Source organism: Comamonas halotolerans (assembly GCF_030162935.1).
GTDB classification, from domain to species: domain Bacteria; phylum Pseudomonadota; class Gammaproteobacteria; order Burkholderiales; family Burkholderiaceae_C; genus Comamonas; species Comamonas halotolerans.
In genome coordinates this window covers 329,110-355,514 of sequence record NZ_JASAUZ010000023.1, presented here as the reverse complement: position 1 = coordinate 355,514, position 26,405 = coordinate 329,110, and the positions used below count along the sequence as shown (strand labels likewise).

General features: G+C 56.3%; 23 protein-coding genes and 1 tRNA gene. 9 read left to right on the top strand and 15 right to left on the bottom strand.

Annotation, left to right across the window (positions count from 1 at the left end):
- Window positions 1-14: 14 nt before the first annotated feature.
- From QEP11_RS12250 to QEP11_RS12240, 3 genes are all read left to right on the top strand, one after another.
- Window positions 15-509: an acyl-CoA thioesterase gene (locus tag QEP11_RS12250; protein WP_284337033.1), complete on the top strand. Its 495-nt coding sequence runs from the start codon at window positions 15-17 to the stop codon at window positions 507-509.
- A 162-nt stretch (window positions 510-671) separates the two neighbouring features.
- Window positions 672-1,127, top strand: a complete 456-nt coding sequence (locus QEP11_RS12245) for a MarR family transcriptional regulator (protein ID WP_284336921.1) — start codon at window positions 672-674, stop codon at window positions 1,125-1,127.
- A complete protein-coding gene (locus QEP11_RS12240; RefSeq protein WP_284336920.1) occupies window positions 1,124-2,491 on the top strand; it encodes an MATE family efflux transporter in 1,368 nt (455 codons plus the stop codon). The genes QEP11_RS12245 and QEP11_RS12240 overlap by 4 nt, the downstream gene beginning before the upstream one ends.
- 77 nt (window positions 2,492-2,568) lie before the next feature.
- Here QEP11_RS12240 and QEP11_RS12235 read toward each other — a convergent pair whose 3' ends face one another.
- The 7 genes from QEP11_RS12235 to kdpF form a co-directional block, all read right to left on the bottom strand.
- Window positions 2,569-3,597, bottom strand: a complete 1,029-nt coding sequence (locus tag QEP11_RS12235; protein WP_284336919.1) for a patatin-like phospholipase family protein — start codon at window positions 3,595-3,597, stop codon at window positions 2,569-2,571.
- A 212-nt stretch (window positions 3,598-3,809) separates the two neighbouring features.
- The gene (locus QEP11_RS12230; RefSeq protein WP_284336918.1) at window positions 3,810-4,508 is read right to left on the bottom strand and encodes a response regulator; all 699 of its coding nucleotides are present in this window, start codon (window positions 4,506-4,508) and stop codon (window positions 3,810-3,812) included.
- Between the two features lie 34 nt (window positions 4,509-4,542).
- Complete coding sequence (locus tag QEP11_RS12225; RefSeq protein ID WP_284337032.1) at window positions 4,543-7,242, bottom strand: sensor histidine kinase; 2,700 nt, start codon at window positions 7,240-7,242, stop codon at window positions 4,543-4,545.
- Between the two features lie 28 nt (window positions 7,243-7,270).
- A complete protein-coding gene (gene kdpB, locus QEP11_RS12220; RefSeq protein WP_413788728.1) occupies window positions 7,271-9,319 on the bottom strand; it encodes a potassium-transporting ATPase subunit KdpB in 2,049 nt (682 codons plus the stop codon).
- Window positions 9,320-9,364: 45 nt separating this feature from the next.
- Window positions 9,365-10,069 carry a potassium-transporting ATPase subunit KdpC gene (gene kdpC / locus QEP11_RS12215; RefSeq protein WP_284336916.1) on the bottom strand — a complete coding sequence of 235 codons (705 nt, stop codon included), beginning with the start codon at window positions 10,067-10,069 and terminating at the stop codon, window positions 9,365-9,367.
- A 50-nt stretch (window positions 10,070-10,119) separates the two neighbouring features.
- Window positions 10,120-11,826 (bottom strand): potassium-transporting ATPase subunit KdpA, encoded by a 1,707-nt coding sequence (gene kdpA / locus QEP11_RS12210; RefSeq protein WP_284336915.1) that lies wholly within the window; start codon window positions 11,824-11,826, stop codon window positions 10,120-10,122.
- Between the two features lie 118 nt (window positions 11,827-11,944).
- Window positions 11,945-12,043, bottom strand: a complete 99-nt coding sequence (gene kdpF, locus QEP11_RS12205; protein ID WP_284336914.1) for a K(+)-transporting ATPase subunit F — start codon at window positions 12,041-12,043, stop codon at window positions 11,945-11,947.
- 552 nt (window positions 12,044-12,595) lie between these two features.
- Between kdpF and bla the strand changes: the two genes are divergently transcribed.
- From bla to QEP11_RS12190, 3 genes are all read left to right on the top strand, one after another.
- Window positions 12,596-13,366, top strand: coding sequence for a class A beta-lactamase (gene bla, locus QEP11_RS12200; protein WP_284336913.1), 771 nt, complete (start codon window positions 12,596-12,598; stop codon window positions 13,364-13,366).
- A gap of 238 nt (window positions 13,367-13,604) precedes the next feature.
- A complete protein-coding gene (locus QEP11_RS12195; RefSeq protein ID WP_284336912.1) occupies window positions 13,605-14,087 on the top strand; it encodes a phage portal family protein in 483 nt (160 codons plus the stop codon).
- A gap of 246 nt (window positions 14,088-14,333) precedes the next feature.
- Entirely contained in the window at window positions 14,334-14,693 is a 360-nt protein-coding gene (locus QEP11_RS12190) for an SH3 domain-containing protein (protein ID WP_284336911.1), read from the top strand.
- 481 nt (window positions 14,694-15,174) lie between these two features.
- Here QEP11_RS12190 and QEP11_RS12185 read toward each other — a convergent pair.
- The 6 genes from QEP11_RS12185 to QEP11_RS12160 all read right to left on the bottom strand — a co-directional run bounded on the left by QEP11_RS12185 (window position 15,175) and on the right by QEP11_RS12160 (window position 23,407).
- Window positions 15,175-15,249: transfer RNA gene (locus tag QEP11_RS12185), tRNA-Arg, on the bottom strand.
- Window positions 15,250-15,316: 67 nt separating this feature from the next.
- A complete protein-coding gene (locus QEP11_RS12180; RefSeq protein WP_284336910.1) occupies window positions 15,317-19,396 on the bottom strand; it encodes a translocation/assembly module TamB domain-containing protein in 4,080 nt (1,359 codons plus the stop codon).
- Between the two features lie 4 nt (window positions 19,397-19,400).
- Complete coding sequence (locus QEP11_RS12175) at window positions 19,401-21,260, bottom strand: autotransporter assembly complex protein TamA (protein ID WP_284336909.1); 1,860 nt, start codon at window positions 21,258-21,260, stop codon at window positions 19,401-19,403.
- 4 nt (window positions 21,261-21,264) lie between these two features.
- Window positions 21,265-22,452 (bottom strand): vWA domain-containing protein, encoded by a 1,188-nt coding sequence (locus tag QEP11_RS12170; RefSeq protein WP_284336908.1) that lies wholly within the window; start codon window positions 22,450-22,452, stop codon window positions 21,265-21,267.
- A 74-nt stretch (window positions 22,453-22,526) separates the two neighbouring features.
- Window positions 22,527-23,147 (bottom strand): GNAT family N-acetyltransferase, encoded by a 621-nt coding sequence (locus QEP11_RS12165; RefSeq protein WP_284336907.1) that lies wholly within the window; start codon window positions 23,145-23,147, stop codon window positions 22,527-22,529.
- Window positions 23,148-23,158: 11 nt separating this feature from the next.
- On the bottom strand, window positions 23,159-23,407 hold the full coding sequence (locus tag QEP11_RS12160; protein ID WP_284336906.1) for a hypothetical protein: 249 nt from the start codon (window positions 23,405-23,407) through the stop codon (window positions 23,159-23,161).
- Here QEP11_RS12160 and QEP11_RS12155 point away from each other — a divergent pair.
- Window positions 23,406-23,531 (top strand): hypothetical protein, encoded by a 126-nt coding sequence (locus QEP11_RS12155; protein ID WP_284336905.1) that lies wholly within the window; start codon window positions 23,406-23,408, stop codon window positions 23,529-23,531. The two genes, QEP11_RS12160 and QEP11_RS12155, sit on opposite strands and share 2 nt — an antisense overlap.
- On the opposite strand, the gene QEP11_RS12150 is transcribed toward QEP11_RS12155, so the two are convergent.
- Window positions 23,528-24,370: an AAA family ATPase gene (locus QEP11_RS12150; RefSeq protein ID WP_284336904.1), complete on the bottom strand. Its 843-nt coding sequence runs from the start codon at window positions 24,368-24,370 to the stop codon at window positions 23,528-23,530. The genes QEP11_RS12155 and QEP11_RS12150 overlap by 4 nt on opposite strands.
- Before the next feature lie 108 nt (window positions 24,371-24,478).
- On the opposite strand from QEP11_RS12150, the gene QEP11_RS12145 reads away from it, so the two are divergent.
- Window positions 24,479-25,132, top strand: coding sequence for a c-type cytochrome (locus tag QEP11_RS12145; RefSeq protein WP_284336903.1), 654 nt, complete (start codon window positions 24,479-24,481; stop codon window positions 25,130-25,132).
- A gap of 51 nt (window positions 25,133-25,183) precedes the next feature.
- Here the strand turns inward: QEP11_RS12145 and QEP11_RS12140 are convergent, their stop codons facing one another.
- Window positions 25,184-25,621, bottom strand: a complete 438-nt coding sequence (locus QEP11_RS12140) for a DUF1841 family protein (RefSeq protein WP_284336902.1) — start codon at window positions 25,619-25,621, stop codon at window positions 25,184-25,186.
- 116 nt (window positions 25,622-25,737) lie between these two features.
- Here QEP11_RS12140 and QEP11_RS12135 point away from each other — a divergent pair, with 116 nt between their 5' ends.
- Window positions 25,738-26,376 (top strand): LysE family translocator, encoded by a 639-nt coding sequence (locus QEP11_RS12135; protein ID WP_284336901.1) that lies wholly within the window; start codon window positions 25,738-25,740, stop codon window positions 26,374-26,376.
- The last annotated feature ends 29 nt before the right edge of the window (window positions 26,377-26,405 follow it).

Here is a 26,405-nt window from a genome sequence, read left to right as displayed (position 1 = left end):
GACTGGCAGTGAAAATGCTGCGTCGCAGCAATTACGCTGCGTTGACTTGGACTTTGCGCATGGCCCGTATTCAGTTCTCAGATTTGCACCACACTGTTTTCGCGACTTCACTGGAGTGCCCGCCTGTGCTGCATCCTGGTGCACATACTGACAATGTGGATCTGCTGCAACTGGCATCGCTGGCACGTTCCCGGTTTTTTGCGTGGCTGGGTTACCGTGAAGGCAATGTCGAGGGCGCTCAAATCTTTGTGGCTGACCAGGCGGTGCAATACAAGGCGGAGGCTTTCCCCCATCAGGCGGTGGAGGTGCAGATGGCGGTCTCGGACATGGCGGCAAAAGGCTTTGACTTGGTCTATCGTCTGGTGGATGCGCACACGGGTCAGATCATCACTCTGGGCAAGATCGGCATTGTCTGTGTGGACCGTGAAACCAAAAGACCTTGCCCTGTACCACAGGCTTTGCGCAGCAAGCTTCTGGCACTGCAGCCACTGGAGGCTGTGGTCGCGTAAATTGCTCCCTGCTTGGCAGGGTATTGCATGGATATGCAATGGCGAGCGCCTGGGCTGAAGTAGTTCATCACACAGCAGGCGTCGCAAGCATGACACGCTCTCTGAAATATGTGCATCTACAGTTAATTCCAGTGCCCACAGACAGGGGCACAGGAGACAAAGGTGCGCAAAGCCATTACCCATCCCCTGCAAAACAATCAGGGTGCAGAGGCCACGCCTGCGCGTGGTGCTGACGAGCGTTGCCCCTGTTTTATGGTGCGCAGCCTTTCACGCAAGATTTCCCCGCTGTATGACGATTGTCTGGCCCCCTGTGGATTGAAGGGCCCGCAATTCAGCCTGCTGCTACACACAGGTACCCGGCGTGGCCAAGCGCCGTTGGCGATATCGGCCCTGGCTCATGTGCTGAACACCGATCGCACAATGATGACGCGTAATTTGCGCAAGCAGGAGCAGGAGCAGGAGGGGAAGGGGGAGGCGAGGTTTCGCCAAGCCCTGGGTTTGTGGAGGCAGGCACAAGCACAGGTAAGTCAACGCTGTGGTGCACAGCAGATCGCTGCATGGGAGTTGCTGGTGGACGGCATGCTTGTCCAAATGCCCTATTCGAAGGAGCAGGTATGAGCAACGTTGCTGCGCCTGATGCGGCAAGCCACCCATTGCTGCGAGATGCCATCTTGCCGACCCTGTTGCGTCTGTCCGTGCCCAATATGGTGGCAATGGGTATGGCTGTGCTGGTGGCGGTGGCCGAAACTTATTACGTGGGGCGCCTGGGAACCACGGCTTTGGCTGCCATGGCACTGGTGTTTCCACTTGCCATGCTGACGCAGATGATGAGCAACGGCGCCATGGGCAGCGGCGTGTCTTCGGCCATCAGCCGTGCACTGGGCGCGGGCGATACGCGCAAAGCCTCCACATTGGCGGTGCATGCCATGGTCATCGGCGCAGTGGTGGGCGTGCTGTATTCGATACTGTTTGTGGTGTATGGCGCTGTGTTTTACCACTGGCTGGGCGGGCAAGGCGAGGTGCTGCGCCAGGCAAGCAATTTTGGCTCTGTGCTGTTCAGTGGCGCCATGCTGGTTTGGTTGTGCAATACGCTGGCCTCGGTGGTGCGAGGTACTGGAAATATGCAATGGCCATCGGCAGTGATTTTTGGGTGTTCCTTGGTGCAAATACTGGTGGGTGGTGGTCTAGGTCTGGGAATTGGGCCGTTGCCCCGCTGGGGAATGGAAGGTGTGGCGCTGGGCAACATCACAGCCATGGCCTTGGCAGTGGCATTGCTTGGATGGTATGTGCTGCGTATTCAGGACAAGCTGCAGTTGGGCTGGCGTAATACGGAGCTGTCTTGGCCTATGTTCAAAGATATCTTGCGAGTCGGTGCCTTTGCCTGTATTTCGCCCTTGCAGACCGCATTGGCAGCCTTGATTTTTACGGGCATGGTGGCACGTCTGGGGTCACACGCTTTGGCCGGTTATGGCATTGGCCAGCGTCTGGAGTTTCTGTTGATTCCCATCGCCTTTGGTGTGGGCGTGGCCGCAGTACCGATGGTCGGCATGGCGATGGGGGCCGGACAGGTGCAGCGTGCACGCAGTGTGGCGTGGACAGGAGCTTGGCTGGCAGCCGTGATTTTGGCGCTGCTGGGGCTGGTGGTGGTGCTGTGGCCTGGCGTATGGTCGGGCATCTTTTCGCAAGACGCGCAAGTGCTGGCATTTGCCAATATGTATTTACGTACCGCTGGGCCGGCCTTTGGTTTGTTTGGCATGGGCCTGGTGCTGTATTTCGCCTCGCTTGGGGCAGGTCATGTGCTGGGACCGGTCTTGGCTGGCAGCATGCGCTTGGCGGTGGTCATCGCTGGCGGCATGTGGTTGATGCCGAATGGCAACGGCAGTGCGCAATCGCTGTTTATTGTCGTGGCGACTGCCATGGCCTTGTACGGACTATGCACGGCGTGGGTGGTGTGGCGTACGCCGTGGCAGCACCGGAAATGAACAAGTTGAGTTGGCAAATGCTGTAGTGGCGCAGCTGAATCTAGACAGGCATATGGGCAAGTGCCGATCAGTGGAGTCTAGGGCAGGGTGCAAGAGCTATCCAAGCCAGCCATTCCTGCAACTTTTTGCCAGCTGCTACGCTGGTCCAGGCAATGCTGCAGACGTGCTTGCTGCGCCTGTGTGTTGGCTTGCTGTGCGGCTTTGTCTCGCTCGGCGAGTAACAAGGCAACCTTGTCACGGATTTGTGGCATCACAGCCATGGCTGCCTTTTCGCCTTCCACAATGGCCTGCGCGCGCTGGTTGAAGTCTGCAGGACCGATGTCCAGCACTTTGGGATGCACGGTGATGTCGGCACGTGTGAGCTCTGCCTGCCCCAACTTGTGTCCCATGATGGCGAGTGACTGACCCATGGTGCCCAGCATGTTGCCGGGAGCCTGACCCCGGGGCTTGTTGGAGATGTCCACTGCAATCACGATGTCGGCACCCAATTCGCGCACAGCGTCCACAGGTACTGGGCTGACCAAGCCGCCATCTACATAGTGCTGCTTGCCTATTTGCACCGGCTCGAACACGCCAGGAATGCTGCTGGATGCGCGAACCGCTTGTCCGGTGTTGCCGCGTGCAAATACGATGCGTTTGCCGTCTTCCAAACGGGTGGCGACGGCAACAAAGGGCTTGCCCAGCTTCTCCAGAGGTTGGTTGCGGACTTGTGCATTCACATAGTCTTGCAGCTTTTGGCCTTTCACCACCCCCCCGCTGGCCCACTGCAGATCTCGAATACTGGCCTCATCCAGGGCCACGGCTTTCTCTTGCAGCTCGAAAGCATCCATCCCGCTGGCATACAGAGCCCCCACCAAGCTGCCGGCACTGGTGCCCGCTACCAGCGCGGGCGCAAAACCGTTGGCTTCCAGCATTTTGATGACGCCGATATGTGCAAATCCTTTGGCAGCACCACCTCCTAAAGCCAGACCAATGCGGACCGGCTGTGCTGACACTGTTGCAGCCACAGGTTGGACGGCAGGTGCTCGAGGCGCTGTGCTGCTGCAGGCGGTCAGCCAAAGTGCGCAGACACATGCCAAAGGACGAAGAAGTGCGTGGTATTGCATGGCGAAATCGTGCCGTAAGAGTGCGGAAACAGAATGATTACATTTTAAAAAACATGAGGGGCCCGGGTGTTAATACAAATTAAGACGCAGTCTTTGAAAGACTGGGTTTAGCAGAGCGAGGCTTTTCCCAAAGACGGCTTATATGGAGTAGGAATAGTGCCGGTTTATCGTCATGACAGAGGCTGGTAAGTACAAAAAATTCTGCTCCCAACCTAATTAATGATCAGGCGGTAGCCAACTTGCAACTCTGTCACCAAATATGTTGGCTGAGAGGGATTCACTTCAATTTTCTGCCGTAAGTTGGCCATATGCACCCGCAGATAATGAGGCCGATCCAGATAGTCTGGTCCCCATACCTGTAGCAGTAATTGCCGGTGAGTCAAAACCCGTCCATGGCCCACAATCAGCGCTGCCAGCAAGCGAAATTCAATGGGCGTCAGGTGAACGGCTTCATCTCCACGCCACACTTCGTGGGTGGCCAGGTTCACGCTGGTATCCCCAAACCGTACTGTGCTGCAGGGCTTGTCTTGGTTTGACAGTTGTACCTTGCGCCTCAGCATGACGCGCAGACGCGCAAGCAGCTCCGGTATGCCAAAGGGTTTGCACAGATAGTCATCAGCGCCGGCATCAAGCGCGGCAACCTTTTCTTCCTCACGTTCACGGGCTGACAGCACCAAGATCGGCAGTTGGCACCAGCTACGCAGCTCGGTGATTACATTTTTTCCATCGGCATCTGGCAGCCCCAAGTCCAAAACCACCGCATCAGGCTGACGGCTGGCTGCCTCAATCAGTCCCCGCTTGGCCGTATCTGCCTCAAACACCTGCCAACCCTCATCTTCCAGCGCCAGACGCAAAAATCGGCGGATGCTGGCATCGTCTTCAATCAGTAAAACACGTGGGGTTGCAGTCATTTCTCAAGACTCGATGGACAAAGCATTGTGAGCTTCAGTCAGATATGGTGGGCTGGGTTGCCACGGGCAAGCGAATGGAAAAAACAGATCCTGTCTCAAGTGGCGCTGCCTCACACCCCAGTTGACCGCCGTGGGCCTGTACGATACGTTGTGCCAGAGTCAGTCCCAGGCCGATACCGGTCACAGTGGACTCTGTTTCTCCCCGAGTAAAAGGCTCAAAAAGCTGCTCGGGCGATATATGCTTGGGAAGGCCCAGCCCCGAATCCTGCACACTCAGCACACACTCAGCACCTTCAATTCTTGCCGCTATATGAATGACCGTTTGGGGTGGTGTGTATTTGGCGGCATTGTCCAGCAAATTGACCAGCACACGCTCCATCAGAGTGGGGTCAATGTACAGCAGCGGCAAATCTGGCGGGAGATTCGTTGTGACTATGTGCGCTGACAGGCGATCCTGCATTTGCCGCAGGGCGCTGCCAATCACTTCATCCAGGGGTATCCATTCGCGCCTCAGATGCACCCCACCTTGCTGCAGGCGTGCCATTGCAAGCAGATTTTCGACAAGCTGCTGCATAGCCAGGGCCTGCTTTCGGATCTGTATCAGCATGTCGTACGTGTCACGAGACTGCGCATGAGGAAGTGCTGCCTGCGCGGCTCCCAAAATACTGGTGAGCGGTGTGCGCAAATCGTGCGAAATGGCGGAGAGCAAGGTGTTGCGCATGCGCTCCCCCTCCATGGCAAGCTTGGTCTGCTGTGCGACATCGACGAAATGCACGCGTTCCAGAGCCAGCGCAATTTGGCTTGCACATGCATCAAGCAGACTTCTTTCTTCGGGGATATGAAGCCGCTTGGGCGAGTGAAGCTGAAGAGCCAGAACGCCGCGCACACGTACAGGTGCAATCAGAGGCATATACATGGCAGGAGCTGCAGCCAAGGTATCGGTGCCGCTTCCCGCAATCTGCCCATGTTCCATGCACCACCGGGCCACGCTGATGTCGATCGGCCCTTCACTACCACGCGCGATGTTCAGTTGTTCTTTACTGTCGGGTAGCAATAATCCGGCTTGCGCATCAAATACGCCGGACATTGTTGATAAGGCAATCTCTGTGATTTGTTCTTGTGTCAACGCTGCGGACAAATCTCTCGCAAGTCTTGCCAAGGCACCTGAACGGCGTTCACGCTCCGCAGCGACTCGGGCCTCATGGCGTAGCCTGGCCATAAGCTGACCACAGATCAGCGCTACACCAAGCATCAAGCAGAAAGTAAAGATATATTGGGTGTCGTTGATGCTGAAAGAGTTGCGTGGAGGCACAAAGTAAAAATCAAATAGCAGCACCGATAGCAGCGCTGCCCACGCGCCTGGACCTCGGCCCCAGCGTAACGAGGAAAGCACGACCAGCAGCAAGAACAGCATCACGACATTTGCAGGCTCAAAGACCTCCAGCAGCAATTCCGCAAGTGTCGCAGCTGCAAAGCAAGCCAGCGTGACTCCTGAGTATCCTTTCCAGTTCCAACCATTGTCTGCGTTGACCTGCATTGGCGTCAGATGCTCTTTTCGAGCACTGTTGACGGAAAGCACCAGAACGTCCAGACCTGGGTTAAGCAAAGCAATTTGTTCAGGCAAGCTGGCTCGGCGCCACGGCAGCCAACGGTTCCAGCGCTGCTGAACGCGGGCCAGGACCAGATGGCTTGCATTGCGCTCTTGGGCGAAGTCAACCAATGCTTGTGCCACATTGGAGCCAGGAATGGTTGCTGTGTCTGCTCCTAGACGCTCAGCCAATGTGAGTGTTTTGAGAACCGTTTCTCTTGCCGGGCGTTGACGGTGCTGGCGGTCTGGCGCATCTACATAGACAACCGTCCAGACTGCCTCTAGGCGCCGTGCCAGCCGTGCGACCTGGCGAACCAATGCATCATCACCGGTCCTTCCGTTGACGCCGACCAATAAGCGCTCGCGTGCCGGCCATATGTCCTCAATTGCGCGCTCTCGGCGGTAGTCGCGCATATCCTCGTCAACACGATCAGCAGTACGGCGCAAGGCAAGCTCACGCAGAGCCAGAAGATTGCCTAAGCGGAAAAAGTTGCGAGAGGCTCGTTCAGCCTGCTCAAGTGGATAAATCTTGCCTGCCTTGAGTCGCTTAATAAGCTCTTCGGGCGGTAAGTCCACGACGATGACCTCATCAGCGTCGTCAAAGATGTGATCGGGTACCGTTTCATGTACCTGAATGCCCACAATGCCACTGACCACATCGTTGAGGCTTTCAAGGTGCTGCACATTCAGCGTTGTCCAGACGTCAATGCCTGCCTCCAGCAACTCTTGAACATCCTGCCAGCGCTTGGGATGGCGTGCACCAACCGCATTGCTGTGCGCGAGTTCGTCCAGTAGCAGTACATCCGGGTGGCGTGTCAGTGCGCCATCGAGGTCGAACTCCATCAACGTCTTGCCCTGGTAGGCAAGGCGGCAGCGTGGCAGCAGCTCTAGCCCATATAACTGAAGCTCTGTTTCGGCGCGGCCATGTGTTTCTACCAGGCCGATCAAAATACTGCGTCCCGACTGGCGCTCACGCTGTGCTGCTGCCAGCATGGCATAAGTTTTTCCTACGCCCGCATTGGAGCCGAAGTAGATGCGCAGCTTCCCGCGCGAAGCCTGAACATGTTCGGCTTGTAGCTGCGCAACCAGAGCGTCGGGATCCGGGCGCTCTGCAGGATTTAGAGAGGGGCTGGTGGTGGCTGCCATCTTCCAGTCATTGTCGATGTTTTCAATTTCATACAAGATTCAGTGCTGTCAGCAGCAGGTCGATGAGCTTGATGCCTGCAAATGGAACAATCAGGCCACCTAAACCATATATGAGCAGATTCCTGCGCAGCAGCGTTGCTGCGCCTGCAGCCCGGTAGGGAACGCCTCTCAGAGCCAGAGGTACCAGCGCGATGATGATTAGCGCGTTAAAGATTACGGCGCTCAGGATGGCAGAGTCAGCACTATGCAGTTGCATCACATTGAGCGATGCCAGCTGAGGGTAGGTACCCACAAATGCTGCTGGAATGATGGCGAAGTATTTGGCTACATCATTTGCGATGCTAAAGGTGGTGAGCGCACCCCGTGTCATCAGCATTTGTTTGCCTGTTTCCACCACCTCTATAAGCTTGGTTGGATCACTGTCCAAGTCCACCATGTTTCCAGCTTCTTTTGCCGCCTGTGTGCCACTGTTCATGGCCACAGCCACATCAGCTTGTGCAAGCGCTGGGGCATCGTTGGTGCCATCTCCAGTCATGGCAACCAGGCGGCCTGCTGTTTGGTGGCTGCGTATCAATTGCAGCTTGTCTTCAGGCTTGGCCTCGGCCAGATAGTCATCCACACCCGCTTCAGCAGCGATGGCAGCGGCTGTTAGCGGGTTGTCACCGGTAACCATTATGGTTTTGAGGCCCATGCGTCGCAGCTCTGCAAAGCGCTCACGCATGCCGGGTTTGACAATGTCTTTGAGCTCAATCGTGCCTAACACCGTCGCACCATCTGCCACAACCAGTGGTGTGCTTCCTTTACGGGCTACGTTGTCCACTGTCTGCAATACTGTGGGAGGAAAACTACCTCCGAGCGCTTCTACATGGCGGCGCACGGCATCTGCCGCACCCTTGCGCAAACGGCGTGATCCCTGAGGTGTGCACAGGTCCACCCCGCTCATGCGAGTTTGCGCAGTAAAAGGCACCATTTCTGCTTGCAGCTCTGAGGGCAAGCTCTGCGCAACTCCATATCGCTCTCTGGCCAGAGTGACCACGCTGCGGCCCTCGGGTGTTTCATCTGCAATGGATGACAGCTGAGCTGCTTCAGCCAATTGTTGTACCGAAATACCGGGTGCAGGAAAAAACTCGCTGGCCTGACGATTGCCCCAGGTGATGGTGCCAGTTTTGTCCAGCAGGAGTACATCCACATCACCCGCAGCCTCCACTGCTCGCCCTGAGGTAGCAATCACATTGGCTTGCATCATGCGACTCATGCCTGCAACGCCAATCGCCGACAGCAGACCCCCGATCGTGGTGGGTATCAAGCACACCAGCAGCGCAATTAGTACCGCAATGCTGACCACGCTGCCAGAGCCTGCTTGCTCTACGGCAAATTTCGAGAATGGCCAAAGGGTCACGATGACCAGTAAAAAAACCAGGGTCAAGCCGACCAGCAAAATGGTCAGCGCAAGCTCATTGGGGGTTTTTTGTCGTTTGGCCGATTCGACCATGGTGATCATTCGATCCAGAAACGATTCGCCGGGGTTGACGGTAACCTGTATGACCAACCAGTCGGAAAGCACTCGTGTACCTCCGGTGACGGAGGAAAAATCCCCTCCAGCCTCGCGAATCACCGGAGCTGATTCACCGGTGATGGCACTTTCATCTACGGAGGCTACGCCCTCTATCACTGTTCCATCCAGCGCAATCACATCCCCGGCCTCCACAAGCAGCGTCATGCCTTTGCACAACTGGCTGGCGCGCGCTGGCTGCCAGGTACTTGCGTGATGCGGTTGCTCAAGCACTTTGGCCGTTGTGTCCCGCTTCATACTGCGCAGAGTCGCTGCTTGGGCGCGGCTACGTCCTTCGGCCAGAGCCTCGGCAAAGTTGGCAAACAACACGGTGAACCATAACCACAAGGCCAAAGCCAGCGTGAAGCCTTGATGGCTGGCTGCTGGCGCTGAGAGTTCCTGCAGCCATAGCAATGTCGTCAATACAGCGCCAAGGTAGACCACGAACATCACCGGGTTAGCCCACTGCGTGCGCGGTGATAGCTTGCCCACAGCACTCCAAAGTGCGCTGCGAATCAGCGGCATGTTCCATGAGCTTCTGACGGTTGGCGTTTTTTGTTGGCCCATGGCTTACTCCTTGGCAGAGGCAGACGCGCTGATTGCATCCAGAGCCATATTCAGCTGCAGCACATTGACCCGGGGCTCTCCCAGCAAAAACATGGTGCGCTGTTCGGTGGCTTGATTCACAAGCGCTTGAACTTGCTCTGGCGGTAGTTTTCTCTGGATGGAAACGCGAGGAAGCTGCAACGCAGCATTAGCCACAGAGATATGTGGATCCAGGCCTGATGCTGATGCAGTCACTGCATCGACTGGCACTCTCACATGCTCCTGCAACCCATTGGTTGTGCGGTATTGGGTCACACGCTGAGCCACCGTGTCCGCCAAGCCATTGTGTGTAGCACCCTGGTTGCTCGCGCCTGAGGCGCCTGCGTTGTAGGGCAGAGCAATGCTGGTGCCTGATTTATCGGGCGCAGGGCCAACGGTGGCGCTTGGGCGGCCATGAAAATAAGTCATGCCTTCAAATTGCTGGCCAATCAGTTGCGAGCCAACAATGCGGCCATTGCGCTCGACAAGACTTCCATTGGCCGTGTGCGGAAATATGGCTTGCGCGATGCCTGTGGTGATCAACGGATAGGCAATTCCGGTGAGCGTCATCACCACGACTGCCGCGCGGACACTGCTGGCCAGCAGATGGGGCCAGGAGCTGGGTAGAGACTCGCCATCTGCAACCGCTGCAATAGGCGCTGATAAGGAGAGAGAAGAAGAGGGTTTCATAGCCTGCTCCGTGATGCGTGACACCAGGGCCCCGGTTCTTTGGGATAAATTTATGCGTACAGCTGAGTCATCAACATCTGTAAATGCTCAATGACCGGGCCCAGTGCCAAGGCTGGTAGAAACGTCAGTCCACCTACCACCAGCACTACGAAGACCAGTAGGCCCATAAACAACGGCGTTGCGGTTGGAAATGTGCCTGGACCTGCTGCCACGGTTGCCTTGGCTGCCAAGCTTGCGGCCAGTGCCAGCAAAGGCAGCAGCGTCAAGAAGCGTCCGGCTAGCATGGCCAGTCCCAAGGTGGTGTTAAAGAATAGTGTGTTGGCGTTGAGTCCTGCAAACGCCGAACCGTTATTGGCTGTGGCCGATGCGTAGGCGTACAAAATCTCAGAGAAACCATGCGGACCATGGTTGTTGAGGCTTGATGATGTATCGGGCCATAGGGCAGCGATTGCGGTGAAGCCCAGAATCGTTGCTGGATGAGCGAGCACCGACAGCATGACAAGCTTCATCTCTCGCACTTCAATCTTTTTGCCCAGAAACTCGGGTGTGCGGCCAATCATCATTCCGGCTAAAAACACCGTAAGGATGGCGTACTGAATCAGATTAATGAGCCCTACGCCATCACCACCGAACACGCAATTGAGCATCATCAGCGCCAATGGTGTGATGCCACCCAGCGGAGTGAGTGAATCGTGCATTGCGTTGACTGAGCCCGTCGTGGCAGCTGTTGTGGTGGTCACAAACAAGGCGGTGTCAGCGATGCCAAAGCGCATCTCTTTGCCTTCCATATTCCCGCCTGGCTGGCTGCTGCTCCACTGCTGATCGGCGCCAGCACGCTCTAGCAAAGCACTCCCACCTTGCTCTGCCACGAAAACAAGGCTCAAAAAACCAAGAAATAGCACCATGCAAGCACCAAACAGTACCCAGCCTTGACTACGCCGCAGCAGCATGGAGCCAAACGCATAGGTCATGGCTGCTGGGATCAACAGCATGGACAGGATGTGCAGCACATTGGTTAGTGGCGTGGGATTTTCAAATGGGTGCGCCGCATTCATGCTGAAAAAGCCGCCGCCATTGGTTCCCAGGTGTTTGATGCTTTCCAGGCTGGCTACGGGCCCCACCATCAATTGCTGGCGTGCGCCCTCCAGCGTGGTAGCCACTGCCTCGGTGTCAAGTGTTTGCGGAATGCCCAGCCATACGTAAACAAGAGCCATCACTAGCGACATCGGAAGCAGTACACGCCACAGGACACGCACAAAGTCCACCCAGAAATTGCCTAGATCCCTGCTGCTCGATCTTGCCAAACCACGTACAAAACCGGCGCCCACAGCGATACCGGTTGTAGCGCCAGCAAACATCAGGAATGTGATGGCAGCCATTTGCGAGGCATTGCTTAAGCTGGATTCACCCGCGTAAGACTGCCAGTTGGTGTTCGTAATAAAGGAGGCAGCAGTATTGAACGCCAAGTGCGGTACTTGCGCTTGCAGCTTAAGCGGGTTGAGTGGTAGCCAGCCTTGCAGGCGCAAGATCAGATAACCCAGCAGCATCATCACAGCGTTAGACAGAACCAGTGCAGCTGCGTAGCGCTGCCAGCCCATGCGCTCATCCGGGTTGACTGCCAAAGCGCCATATGTCAGACGTTCCAGCCAGGTGTGATGCTGGCTCGTAAAACAGCGCGCCAGCCACTGCCCCATGGGCACGGTCAGTATTGTGACGACCGCAAGAACGACGAAAAATTCGAGCCAGGGTAACCACATGGTGTTGCCCTTTCAGATGCGCGCCAAAGCGCGCACAAAGCCCAAAAGTCCGACAAAGCAGACAACGATGATGCTGACAAAAAAGAGGTCTTGTAAGGCTTGATGCATGACGTTCTCCTCAAAATTTCTCAGGGAACAGCAGCGCATAGCCCAAGTAAGCAAACAGTCCTAGCGCTGTAATTGCAGACAGCGCTTGAATCCAGTGGCTGACCAACATTTCATACCTCCATTGATAGCCAAAACCTTTTTCGCATCTCCACAAAGTGATGCGGCTTGGCACTGGAGAAACTGTAGAAATGAAGGCGTCAAAATGGTGTATGGAATGCGGCGTTTCATATCAAGATGGCATCAAGATTTGAAAGAAACGCCATTTCGCAGGCGCTCAGCGCGTTGATTACTATCCAGAATCACTTGTACTCATTCCGCCAGAGCTGCCTGGCACAACATGGCCTGTTGTCAGTCAAGAGCATGCGTTTTTGTGGGCTTGGGGGAGAGGCGTTGACATGGCTCACTGTCAACAAGGACCAATTACAAGTGGTGTGAAGAAGGTGCAGAAAGGTCGCTTGATGAAGACGGTGTGTGGATATAAGCGGTCTTATGCCTGAAATCAGGATTAAGTATGGCGGTGACCCGACAATAAGCAGCACCTGATTGGATTTCCTTTATGCTCTCTCGCCGCCTATTCACTACCTCCACCTGTTTATCACTGATGACAGGTTGTGCCACTGTCAAAAAAGATGCTCGCGATGCCTCGCTGCATAAGCATTGCATGAACCTTGAAGCTCAAGCGCAGGGCCGCCTGGGTGTTTGCATCATTGATACGGCCACTAGGCAACAATGGGGTTGGCGACAGGATGAGCGCTTCATGATGCTCAGCACATTCAAGCTACTGGCCAGTGCCCTGGTGCTACACCGGGTTGATCTGGGGCTCGATTCTTTGCACAGGCGCATCGCCTATACGCGTAGCGCGTTGATTCCATGGTCGCCAATCACTGAAAAGCACGCCGATGGTGCAGGTTTGACCTTGGGCGAATTGTGCGCTGCGACCATCACCACCAGTGACAACACGGCTGGCAATCTGATTTTGGAAAGTTACGGCGGTCCCGCTGCACTGACAGCCTACGCACGTCAACTGGGAGATACCGTGACGCGGCTGGACCGCAATGAGCCTACCCTCAACATTCCCTCGGGAGATGCCTTGCTGGACACCACCAGCCCTTGGGCCATGGCCCAGACCATGCAGACATTGCTGATGGAAGAGGCATTGTCGCCCGCTTCGCGCCAACAGTTGTTGGATTGGTTACTGGCCAATACTACAGGTGGAAAGCGCCTCAAAGCCGGAGTGCCAGCAGGGTGGCAGGTGGGCGATAAAACCGGCACCTATGGCACGGATGCGAATGACATCGGGATTCTGTTTCCACCCCGAAGAGCGCCGTTGATTGTGTCTGCTTACTTGGCAGATAGCCAAGCTGAAGCGGCGGTTAAAGATGCTTGCCTGGCCCAAGTAGCTGCATGGGCAGTGCAGAACATCAACGTATAAGAAGAAGGTGTCTTGGTTTGTGGTAGAGACAGCGGAGAAAACATAGACCATTGAACATTGAAGTTGAGTGGCAGCAATGGGATGTTCACTGTGTTGGGAGCATGAACTGAGCGTGCTACACGCGGTGCAGTAGAGATGATCGTTTTTCTGCGTTCCCAGCTACGCGGAAGAACACGAGCTTGCTCTGGACTCGGCGTTTCAGCTGCGCGAATACGACATCAATCAGGAGCTGTATGGGTTGCTGGAATACATCAGCTCCATTCAGGCCTCCATGCTGAATGCGTTGGCCACCACGTTTCGCCGCCGCTACTACGAAAACGGCAGTCATGCCGGGTTCATCATGTACCTGTCAGACGCTGCAGTGGGCAACACCGATGTGGACAAGCTGCGCGAACAACTGTGCCGCTCCAAGGGCCCCGGCAACTTCCGCCACCTGTTTGTGCACGCACCGAACGACAAGCCAGACAGCCTCAAGCTGATTCCGATCAGCGAGGAGGCAGCCAAGGACGATTTCAGTGCGATTAAAAACGCCAGCAAGCAAGACGTGCTGGCCGTACCACCGGGCCTGCTTGGCATCATCCCCAACAACACCGGCGGTTTCGGCAACTCCGCGGAGGCCCGCCAGGTGTTCATCGAAAATGAAATTGATCCACTCAAGACCAAGTTCATGGGCATCAATTTGTGGGCAGGGGAGGAGGTGGTGCGGTTTATTGATTCATAGATTTCAGCATCATCGGATCGTTAACAGTCGCAGGCCGCAGCCTGCGTATTCCACTTTATATGTACACGCACTCCAATATTTCGTGGACAGAGCACTGAAATTTCATGGACAGCTCACCACCGAATTTGGACAGCCCGCAATCGTCAGCCAAGAGCAGTCATGCCCAGTCATTCCAATTGGGCTTCGCACTACGTCAACGTCTAGTCCTTAGACTGTATGCGTTCGAAGTACCAGAAGGAGCAATAGATGACAGCTGACTTCCTAGTTGTAAAGTCGCATCGCAATGAGTTCCCGAATCCCATCCAACTGAAGATAGGAGATCAGATACATGTTGGGGAACGGTACGAAGGGCCAGAACCATGGTCTGGCTGGTATTTATGCACAGTCAACGGGCAAGAACCTGGTTGGGTTCCGGAGCAAGTATTTGAGCTTCTTTCAAACAGTAATGGAATCGTGCTGAGTGATTACACCGCTCAAGAGCTGGATGTTGATGAAGGCGAATTTGTGCGAGGTGCACATAGTTTGAATGGCTGGGTATGGTGCTCTCACTCCAAGACAAATAAACAAGGCTGGGTTCCTGAGGAAAACCTTCGCTTGGAAACATGAGTTGAGTTTCTTCTCTGGTTTGCTGCCATCCACGTTTAGCGGCAAGGTGTCCATCTGATTATGGAAGCCTGCCCACGAGCACTGGAACGGGTGGTCAAGTAAGACAGGAATCCGCGCAGAGCCTGCGAGCAAGACTTCAAAGGTGCCTTTGGCCCCTTTTTTTGCCCAACACTCCCCTTTTTGGTCGAATGCGCAAAAGCACCACTGTCTCCCTCGGCGCGCCACATCGCCCCCACCGCGCCTGCCCGCTTCATATGGCGCAAATTACGTGTAGGTCGGCTGCGCTGGTCTGGCTCTGGACTTGGCGCTGCCGCCAAATACTGGCCCAAGCAAAATTACGAGAAATTGCGGGAGTTTTTTCAGGGAAGCGTCTGATCCGTTCAAGCGCAGCCGCTTTGCGCACTTTCAGCCGGAAATTTGCTCAATTTGTCCCAGCTATGAACCACTGTTGATTTTTTATCTTAATAAAACAGCAAGTTATTGGTCCCCCCGACAGGAATCGAACCTGTATCTGACCCTTAGGAGGGGTCCGTTCTATCCATTGAACTACAGGGGGACGCGGGCGTTATTGTAAATGGTGCCAATGCCTGTAAGTTCAAAATGTACAGGCATTGGAGGCCAACTTAGTCTTTGCTGCGGGTATAGATCAAGTCCACAGCAGTTTGCTCCCCGGTCTGGCCGCGCAGTGTCAGGCGTTTGGATAGGTCGTAGAAGATGAATAGCGTGCCCATGGCGCCGGACAGGCTTTGTTCGTAGACAACATAAAGATCTTTGGACAAGCGTTTGCCCACACTGACTGCAGCACCTTCCGAGCCATCTTCACTAGGGCCTTTGAGGCCCACTTCATCCAGCCCCAGCTGACCAGCAAAATTTCCGCCAGTCCCACCACCGCTGAGCAGGGCCAGGGCGGCCTGCTGCAGCAAGGCGGTCTCGGCGCCACCCGCAGCAGCGCTGCGGCCCATCACAATCCAGGACAGTTTTTCTGCATCGGACATGGACGGCTCCGAGAACAGCGCCACGCGAGGGCTGTTGGCGCTGCCTGTGACCTTAACGCCTGCACGTACCTCGATATTGGGGCGAATGGCTACGATGTCGATGGCGGGGTTGGCATAAGGGCCGCTGAAGCGGATGGTGCCGCTTTCCACGTCAAGTGACTGCCCCCAGGCGCGGTAGCGTCCGTTGACGGTGTGAATTTCACCGGTGATGCGCGGACCGTTGGTGACTTGCAGCTTGCCCTCCAGGCGGGTGGTGATGCCGTAGCCTTGCAGGGCAAAGTCTTCACCCAGATCCAGGTTCACCAGGATGTCAGGGGGCTGTACGGCCTGTACCGAGCCGCTGGCTTGGGAGGCTTGTTTCTCCGCTTGCTGCTGGGCCGCTTTGCGGCTGGCCGCTGAGGTCACGTGCACGTCCGAGTCCAGCGATGGGGCGGATTCGTCGGCCAGCATGATGGCTGCACGGTCCACTTTGAGGTCGCCATGCAGGCGTACTTGTCCTGCATTCATGCCTGCATTGAGACTGCCGCTGACACTCAGCTGGCGGTCAGCGCGCACCAGTACCTGCAAGCGCTCGGCAACCGCACGAATGTCCATGCTGATGCCGGAGCTACCTTCTGGTGCATTGGGGTCAAACGCGACAAAACCTTGACCGGTCAGCGTGCCGCCGTCTTTGGGGGCAGAGGTCAGGTTGCCGCTTTGTCCCAGGATGCGCGTGCTGCTGCCTTCACCGCCTTTGAGGTAAATCTCTGTGATGTCCAGGCGTGTGCCTTGCAGCCGCGCACGCAGGCGGCCATCCTTGAGGTCCACACCGTCCAGCAAAGAGCGGATGCTGAGTTGGTCTGCACTGAGTTGACCATCCCATTGGGGTGCATTGCGTGTACCTGAGATGGCGACGTCGGCGTTAAAGGTGCCGCCCACACGCCAGCCTGGAGGTGCAAACAGTGCCCAGATGCCGATGTTGGGCAAGCTGGCTTTGACGTTGCCTGAGATGGGGGCTTTGTCTGACCAGGTGAAACCATCTTTGCCGGATGTGACTTGGCTGCGCAGATCTGCGTTGATTTGACCGGCTCGCTCGGAGTTCCATACCAACTGGGCACGCAAATCGTTGCCTTGCGCACCGAGTTGCAGCCGTAGCTCTTGTAAGCGAGCGCGCATGCCGCGGCCACCACTAACGGCGCGTGAGCGCACTTGATGGGTTTCCGTATTGATTTCACTGGCGCCAGTACTGCGCACCACAGTAACCGGTGCTGCATCAGCGTCTTCGACAGACAGACGTATGTCACCGCTGGCACGTTCCAGCAGCACATCGGCGCGCAACTGGCGGCCGGTGTTGTCAATGTCCCATCTGCCTTGCACGATCAGATCGCCACCAACGCCTGCGCTGGCGAGCAATGGTTTTTGTGGATCAGGACTGAATGCATCCACCCAGGCCAATGGAATATGGTGTAGCTGGCCTTTTGTTTGGACTGCCCAGTTGCCGGAGCCGGTTTGGCGCAGCGACAGTGGTTCCCATTGCAGGCTGGCGGATTCGGTGCCGGCACTGGCGGGCGGGGTCACCAGCAGACGGCCTTCACCGGCCTGGATACGCACCGTGCGCACAGGGTTCCCAGTGGTGTGTTGGTTGGCTGTAGTAGGGCTTGCCAGTTGTACATGCCATGTGTTGCTGGTTTTGCCATCAGGGCTCCACTGGGCCTGCAATTTTTGAATGCGTGCTTGCCAGTCGGTAGCGGCAGCGCCTTTGTGTACCAGCAGACCCGCGTGTGCTTCGGTGTCCAGCCCCATGGTTTGCTCTGCCATTTGAGCTTGACCATTGAGGCTGACTTGCAGGGCCTCAGGACTACCGGATGCACCCAGCTTGAGTTGCTGCACTTGGGTGATGGTGCCGCCTGCGGGCTGGTAGCTGAGGCGGCGAGCCTGGACCTTGGCGGTGATTTGCATGCCGCTGGCCTCAATAGGCGCAGCGGGGTTTTGCAGTCGTTGCAGCAGCTTTTGCCAGCCGCCGCGCCATTGCAACTGGGCGGTGGTGCTGCCCTGCAGTTTGGCTCCGGCCAAGGGGTCTTCACCCAGAGGAAGGCGGCTGAGCCAGCGGCCCAATTGCTCTGCGGAGCTGATGTTGAGCGATACCTCACCTTGTCCATTTTCTGGGCCAGCATCCAGGTCCAGATTGGCTTGTGTGCCGGGCACTTGTGCTTGCAACTTACCTTGAACGGTTTGCGCTTGGGTGTCCAGGCGCAAGACGGCAGTTTGCAGCTTGGCTTGCAGGGCACTGATATCCAGGTTGCGCAATTGCAGCACGGGAGCCTGCCATGTGCCTTCGGCGCGGGCTGACTCTATATGCAAAGCCTGAGAGTTGCGAGCCTTGGCGGCTTGCAGATCCAGTTGAAACTGCACGGTTTGGTTTTCAGCGGTGCTGGCTTGCAGGCTGCCAGATACGGGGGCTGAATCGAGGGTGCTGTACAGCTCTGCGGGGTTGACACCCTGTAACACAGCCTTGCCTTGCACTGCTTGCGTCTGCGTATCAAAGCTGCCTTGTGCCTGTAAATGGGCATCGCCAGTTTTACCGAAATCGACACGCGCGTTTTCCAGTAGCCATGTCTGGCTGCCATCAAAACTGGCATCTGCCGTGACGGAGCGAACAGGCAGAGCTTGTTGATCCCAGGGGCCGGGAATGCGGTTGCTCAGCGCGGCGTTCAGCTTCCAGCCTTCGCCGTCAGGGCCTGCCTTAACGGTGCCGTTCAAGTCTGTACGCGGACCTCCGGGCATGAACAGCGCTGCATCCACATGCTGTAACTCGGCGTGGGCTTGTTCAAGCGGTTGCGGCAGCCAGGGGCGCAGCACCGCCTGGATATCTGCGGTCAGTGCTTTACTGACAGCCCTGGCTTTGTCATCCTCACCATCCACAGTATGCGCGTGTGCCGTGATGCTCAAAGCTGCCGCTTCTGTAGCCAGCGTGCCCTTGGCAGTAGCGGTAGCCACAATACCGAGCACTTGTTCGGGTTGATTGGGAAGCGGTGCCTTGATGCTGCCCCTGACTTCAGCCTCCAGCTGCATGGGCGCAGCGGCTTGCAAGTGCAGCTGGGCTTCATAAAAACCCTCGGCATAGCGCAGGCTGGAGACTTCCAGCTTGTGTTGCGTGCGGTCGTAGTTGTAGTGACCGTACAGTTCAGTGATGACCGCCTCTGGCGGCCCTTCCCAGACCACGCGCTCGATGCGGACAGGCACATCCAGGCTCACGGGCAGTTGCAAAGATTGCAGTGGCTCGGTGGGGCTGTCATCTTTGGGCTGGGGGGTGCTGCGAATGCGCAGTTCATCCATGTTCACACGGCCAAAGCGCAGCTCACGCGAAAGCAGAGGTTGCAGGCGCCAGGCAATGTCTGCCCCTTTGATTTCCACCTGAATGGCGGGGCTGGTCCAGCGCAGCCATTCAATGCGGCCACCTGTACGCAGGCTACCTTCTACGCCATCAGCCTCCAGCTTTTGGTCTGCAGGCATCCAGCTGGCCACGCGTGCCAGGGTGCGGCTGAGAGAGTCTGATTGTCCCGACCACCACCAGGCCACTCCGACCAAACAGCACAGTGCAATCAGAAACAGGGCGATGGACATCATCAACCAGCGCAGCCAGCGACGGCGGCGGCGTGTTGGCGGTGGCGGGTTTTTCGCTGAAGCAGGGCTGGAGTGCTCCAGTTGGAGTTCTTGGCGTTCTTGCATGAAATCAGAAATTGAAGCCTAAACGCAGATGCAAACGAACCTGCTTGGTTTCGAGGCCATAGGCCAAATCGGCTTGCAGCGGGCCTACAGGGCTGCGCCAGCGAATACCTGTACCCACACCGACAAACACTTTGTATTCGTCCAAAGAGTCGGTAACCGTGCCTGCGTCCACAAAGGTCGCATGCTCCCAGTCGGTGCGGTTGCCTGCAATGGTGATGGGGCGTTGCCACTCCACGCTGCCAGAGGCCATATAGCGGCCACCAATGAGCTTGCCGCCATCGGTGCGAGCCCCCAGGCTTTGGTAGCTATAACCACGCACGGTGGTATCACCGCCCGACAGAAACAACTGGGTGATCGGAATGATTACGTCATCCTTGGCAATCACCGCTCCGCCATTGGCGCGCAAGGCCAAGCGGCTGCGGCGGCCTGTCTCTCCTTCAGCGCGCGCAAAAGGATGCAGGTACATCCAGCGCGCAGCGATGCGACCAAATGGCTCGCGTGCTGGAGTGAGTGTGCTGCCAGCGCCAACTTCCCATCCCAGACCGTAGCCGCGTGTGGGGTTGGTGGGGTTGTTGAAATAGCGCCCCGTCCAGCTGTAGTTGGCCGTGATGGCCGAGCTTGAAGGCGGAGCGCCCGTTCCCTGGGGTCTGGCAATGTCGTACTGCAGATAGTAGCTGCGGTCGATTTTGTCCTCGTTTTTGCTGCGACCCGCCAGAACGGTCAAGCTGTTGGCTTTGTAGTCGGCCAGTTCTTCGCGTACGGCCTTGCCGCCAAAGAAATAATTCCAGCCGCTGTAGTCAGGCAGTGATTCCACCCGTGTGGATAGCAGTGGGTTTTTCTTGTCCAGCTGCAGCTTGCTTTGCGCGCGCCAGCCCAGCCAGGGAATGCGGTTGTGCGTGTGATCGATTGAAAATCGCACGCCAGTATCAGTGCTGATGCCCAGACCATAGACCCATTTTTGCAGCTTGGCTTCACGTACTTCGGCGATCACCGGCGCATGCACTTCGGTCTCACCTGGCTGGGCTACATCGGTGGCCAGGGTCAAAAACACGGAGTCGTAATAACCGCTGTTCGCCAAGCGCTGCTGGGCATCGAGCAGACTGGTCTGTCTATATTCGTCGCCTACGGGCAGACGTGCCAAACGAATCAATCCAGCAGGGTTGTAGCGCTGTGCGCCTTCAATCACCAGTGGGCCGAAATAGTAGGCCGGCCCTGGCTCATAGCTGACTTTGAGCTGGGCTTGCTGCGTATCGGTATCAATATCTGCGCGGCTCTCGACCAGGCTGGCTGTGGGGTAGCGGCGATTTTGCAGACGACGCGCTCCATCATTCTTGGAGTTGCTCCACTCCGATTGGGTGAACTGCGCGCCCTCAGGTAGCCCCCAGTTGCGACGGATGCTCTCGCGCATGCTCAAGCCCTTGGGGTCATCGGCATTGACGCCGGTGAAGTCCACGTCCGCATTGGCGATCTTCGTGGGCTCGCCGGGGTCCACCTGCACCAAGACTTTGCGTGGACTGTCTTCATCGTCAGGCGTCTCGATCAGCTGCAGCTCGACGGTGGGCGAGAAATAGCCCATGGTGCCCAGCAGGCTACGGATGTTGCCATCTGCTGCGCCCAACAGGCGGCTGAGTTCGCTGCGACGCAGATCCGGCAATTGGCGGTAGCGTTGCAGTTCCATGTGCTGCTCAAGGAGCTCGCGCACGTCTTTGGGCGCTTGCACTTCAAGCGCGAAACTGGGTGGGCCACTTGCGGTATCACCATTTTTGTCTTTGGACAGCAGGCTGCATCCGCTGAGCAGCAAGGCAGAAGTCAACAAAAACGCCGACTGCAAGGCCGGCGTCTTTGCGAGTAGGGGCTTTAGCATGGATTTATTTTGACAGCAGCCTCATGGTTTCTTCCAAACCTTTCAAAGTGAGGGGATACATCCGGCCGCCCATGAGTTGCCGGATGATGTCGATGCTTTGACGGTATTCCCATACGCCTTGTGGTTCGGGGTTGATCCAGGCATGGTGCGGGAAGGCATTGGTAAGCCTTTGCAACCATTCCGCTCCAGGCTCGTCATTGTTGTATTCCACGCTGCCGCCAGGTTGCAAAATTTCGTAAGGGCTCATGGTTGCATCGCCCACAAAGATCAATTTGTAGTCTTTGTTGTATTTGCGAATGATGTCCCAGGTATCGAACTTTTCCGCAAAGCGGCGGCGGTTGTTCTTCCACATGAAGTCATAGACACAATTGTGAAAGTAATAAAACTCAAGATGCTTGAATTCACTCTTCACCGCTGAAAAAAGCTCTTCAACGCGCTGGATGTGGTCATCCATGGTGCCGCCCACATCCATAAGCAGCAGCACTTTCACGTTGTTGTGCCGCTCCGGGATCATTTTGATGTCCAGCCAGCCTGCATTGGCAGCAGTGCTGCGGATGGTGTCAGGCAGGTCCAGCTCCAGATTGCTGCCCTGGCGTGCAAACTTGCGCAGGCGCCGCAGCGCCACCTTGATGTTGCGGGTACCGAGTTCCTGGGTGTCGTCATAGTCCCGATAGGCACGCTGCTCCCAGACTTTGACTGCGCTGCGGTTTTTGCTTGGCCCTCCAATGCGCACCCCTTGCGGGTTGTAGCCGCCGTGGCCAAACGGGCTGGTACCTCCGGTGCCAATCCATTTGCTGCCGCCTTCGTGGCGGCCTTTTTGTTCTTCCAGGCGCTTTTTCAGCGTCTCCATCAACTCGTCCCAATCCATTTTCTCGATGGCAGCTTTCTGTTCGGGCGTCAGCTCCTTGTCCAGCAGTTTGCGCAGCCATTCTTCAGGCAGCTCTTTCTTGAAGTCAGCCACCATCTCCACGCCTTTGAAATAGGCGGCAAAGGCACGGTCAAACTTGTCATAGTGCTTTTCATCCTTGACGAGGGTGGTGCGGGCCAGAAAATAGAAATCGTCCAGGCTCCAGCCATCCTCGCTGCGAGGACCCACCACGCCCTCCTGCAGCGCTTGCAGCAGCATCAAATACTCTTTGACGGATACGGGCAATTTGGCAGCGCGCAATGTGTAAAAAAAATCAATCAACATGGTGCAAATCTAAGTAATGGCTGCCAGCGCAACAGTAGTCTGTGGCTTGTCTGCGCAGTTGCTCAAACGGTTGTTCAAGCACTTGCTGGTACTGCCTGCTGCAATTTAGTGAGCAGGCGCTCTTTGGCTGCAGGCCACTCTGCAGCCAGCATGCTGTATATGACGGTATCGCGCACAGAGCCATCCCAGCGTTGTGTGTGGTGGCGAATGATGCCGTCCTTGTGCGCGCCCAAGCGTTCAATGGCCTGCTGGCTGCGGGTGTTCAGAATATCCGTGCGCCAGCCTACGACAGCGCAGCGCAGGGTTTCAAATGCGTGTTGCATCAACAGCAGCTTGGCCGCGGTATTGACGTGACTGCGCTGTGCGCTGGCGGCATACCAGGTGTAGCCAATCTCTACACGCTGCGCTCCTGGCACGATGTCATGGTAACTGGACGTGCCCAATACCTTGCCATTGGCATCCATCACCACAAATGGACAGCGCGATCCCTGTGCTTGCATCTCCAGAGCTTTGTCGATGTACGCGGATGTTTCTTCGGGTTTGGGGACCCAGGTGACTCGCAGATTCCACAGCGCACCGTCGGCGGCAGCAGCTTGCAAGCCTGCTGTGTGCTCGGCACTCAAGGGAGCAAGATGCACGCCCCAGCCGTGGAGTTGGGTTGGAATGATGAATGGGCAGGCAGTGGTTTCAGGCATGGCAGCAAAGATTAGTCGAGATCGGCTTCTTCCAGTTTGCCTTTGGCTTGTTGGCGACCACGCCAGATGCGTGCCAGGTGTAGCCCTGCACCACCACCCAGGCCCACCATCAAGATGCCGATCATGCTGGAGCCGCTGTAGCCATCGGCAAAGATATCAATGCCAATAGCCTGTGCCAAGCCATAGCCAGCCAGAGCCCCCAGCATGAAACACACGGCATCTGAGACGCCCTCAAGTAGCATTTTTTGTGCAGAAGCCATGATTACTCTCCCCCAAGTGTTGATGGTCAAGCCTGCAAAGCTAAGGCAAGTGCTTGTTTTGCGCATTGGGGCAAGCCTGCAAGGCGGTGGTCATCATGGTGTCAGTGCATGCGTGGTGTTTTAGCGGTTGCGCTGATTCATGAACACCAGCTTTTCAAACAAGCTCATGTCCTGTTCATTCTTGAGCAGCGCGCCCACCAGCGGTGGAACGGATACCTTTTGGTCAGGCGACTGCAGCGCTTCCAGAGGAATGTCTTCAGCCACCAGCAATTTGAGCCAATCGATGAGCTCGCTGGTCGAGGGCTTTTTCTTGAGGCCGGGCAGATTGCGCACGTCATAGAAGGTTTTCAGTGCTGCGCTGAGCAAGTCGCCTTTGAGTGTGGGGAAGTGCACGGCCACGATCTGGCGCATGGTGTCCGCATCAGGAAACTTGATGTAGTGGAAAAAGCAGCGGCGCAGGAAAGCGTCGGGCAACTCTTTTTCATTGTTGGAGGTGATGAACACCAGCGGCCGGTGCTTGGCGTGTACCATTTCGCGGGTTTCGTAGCAGTAAAACTCCATGCGATCAATTTCTCGCAGCAAGTCGTTGGGAAACTCGATATCGGCTTTGTCGATTTCGTCAATCAGCAGGGCCACGGGGCGATCCGCTGTGAATGCCTGCCACAACACCCCTTTGACGATGTAGTTCTCGATGTTCTTGGTGCGCTCATCCCCCAGCTGGCTGTCGCGCAGGCGAGACACCGCGTCATATTCATACAAGCCTTGCTGTGCCTTGGTGGTGGATTTGATGTGCCACTGCAGCAGCGGCATGTCCAAAGCGGCGGCGACTTCCTCGGCCAGCATGGTTTTACCAGTGCCTGGCTCGCCTTTGACCAGCAAGGGGCGCTGCAATTTGATGGCGGCATTCACTGCCAGCATCAGGTCTTGGGTGGCAACGTAATTGTCGGAACCTTGGAATTTCATGGGCGTGATATCAGCGTAAACATTGATGTAAGTGCTTGACAACTGCTCTGATAATGAACTTTCAAAAACAGATCCCAGCTGAACTTTGCAAAGGATTTTGTGCACAAAATGATCAAAGCATGGACCTCGGTGTTTGCAATGTTTGTCGCTTGTGCGACGTCGTCCGCCTTTGCACAAACGTTGCAAGGTGATCTCAAGGCAGGGGAAGGTAAGGTGGCCATGTGTATTGGCTGCCATGGTATTTCTGGCTATCAGGCCAGTTTCCCGGAAGTGCACAAAGTGCCAATGATCTCTGGGCAGTCTGCCGCATATATCACCGCTGCGCTAGACGCATATCGAAAAGGGGATCGTCGTCACCCCACCATGCGGGCAGTGGCAGAGTCGCTGAGCGATCAGGATATTGCAGACTTGTCCGCTTATTACGACGCTCACAACCCTGCACGCAAGGAGTTGCAGCCCCATGATCCGCCAGCACAAGTTGCTGCGTTGATCGAGAAGGGCGCTTGCTTTAGCTGTCACGGACAAAACTTTGGCAAGCCGATTGATGCAAGCTACCCCAAAGTGGCAGGCCAGCATGCAGACTATTTGTTTGTGGCCCTGAAATCGTACAAAACCATTGAAAACGCCAAAATTGGTCGCAGCAACGGCATCATGGCGCCGATTGCGCAACAGTTCAGCAATCAGGAGTTGAGGCTGCTGGCCAACTACATCAGCAAACTGGATGGCGATTTAAAAACCATTCCGCAGGCGCATTTCCGTTAGGCTGTAAATGATTTAAAAATGGCCCGCATTCGCGGGCTATTTTTTGAGAACTTAATCGCGTGTGGCGCGGCGCTGTACAGCGGCTACATACTGGTTGCCATCAGGAGGGTGACCATTGCGTTGGCTGTCGGCCAGCATCTGACCAAGGCACTCCATCACCTCATGGTGCGCCTTGTGCAGGTCACCGCGGCGCTTGGCCAGCAGTTCCACGGCCTGGCGAATGCCTCGGGGCTGGTCGATGCTGCACTGCTCGCTGATTGACAGGTGCATGGACAGGTGCAAAAACGGGTTGGTGCGATCGGGCTCCAGATCGTAATTGCGCTTGATGGCTGCGTCGACATCATCCAGTTCGGCGAAGTACTCAGGGTGTTCTTCAATCCACAGGCTGGCCAGTGTCTCGATCGCCTCCATGGGGGCGTTCATTTTCATTTTGCTGCGAACGCTGCAAAAAAAGCGGCGCACGTCAGCTTGGGTGGGGTTGAAAAGCATGATGCCCGTCAGCGTAGCATGGCTGTGGCGGCATGGTCTTCATGTTGCCAATCATCCCGTGCAGGAGCAGGCGTAAGATCTGCGCCTTCGGGTGCAGTGCTCTTGGGTTGTGGCAAATGGATTTTCATACTTGGTTGGCGTTTTTCTCCGCGTGCGTGTTCATTGCCATCTCCCCGGGCTCTGGCGCAGTTCTCTCCATGAGTCATGGTCTGGCCTACGGTGTGCGCCAGACCTCGGCCACCATTGGAGGTTTGCAACTGGGTTTGCTGCTCATTCTTTTGATAGCTGGAGGAGGTGTAGGGGCTGTGTTGATTGCCTCGGATATGGCCTTCACTGCAGTGAAGGTGCTGGGAGCGCTCTACCTGATCTATCTGGGGTGGAGTCAGTGGTGCAGTGTGGGCAACGGCCTAGATGTGGGGTATTTGCAGGCATCCCCCATTCCCTGGCAGCAGCGTACATTGGCAGGCTTTTTGACGAATGCCACCAACCCCAAGGGCATCATTTTCATGGTGGCGGTGCTGCCGCAATTCTTGAGTCCGCACCGTCCATTGTGGTTGCAACTGTTGGTGATGTCTGTGACTTGCCTGGCGGTCGATACAGTGGTGATGCATGGCTATGCTGCCAGCGCCAGCGCGTTACGCCGCTGGATGCGCAGCCCCGAAGCCATGCGCTGGCAAAACCGCATCTTTGGTGGTTTGCTGATGTTGGTGGGTTTTGGGTTGTTTTTTGTACAGCGCACCAGCAACCAAGGGTAGTTCACAAGGTGCTGTAAAACGGTTGGCTT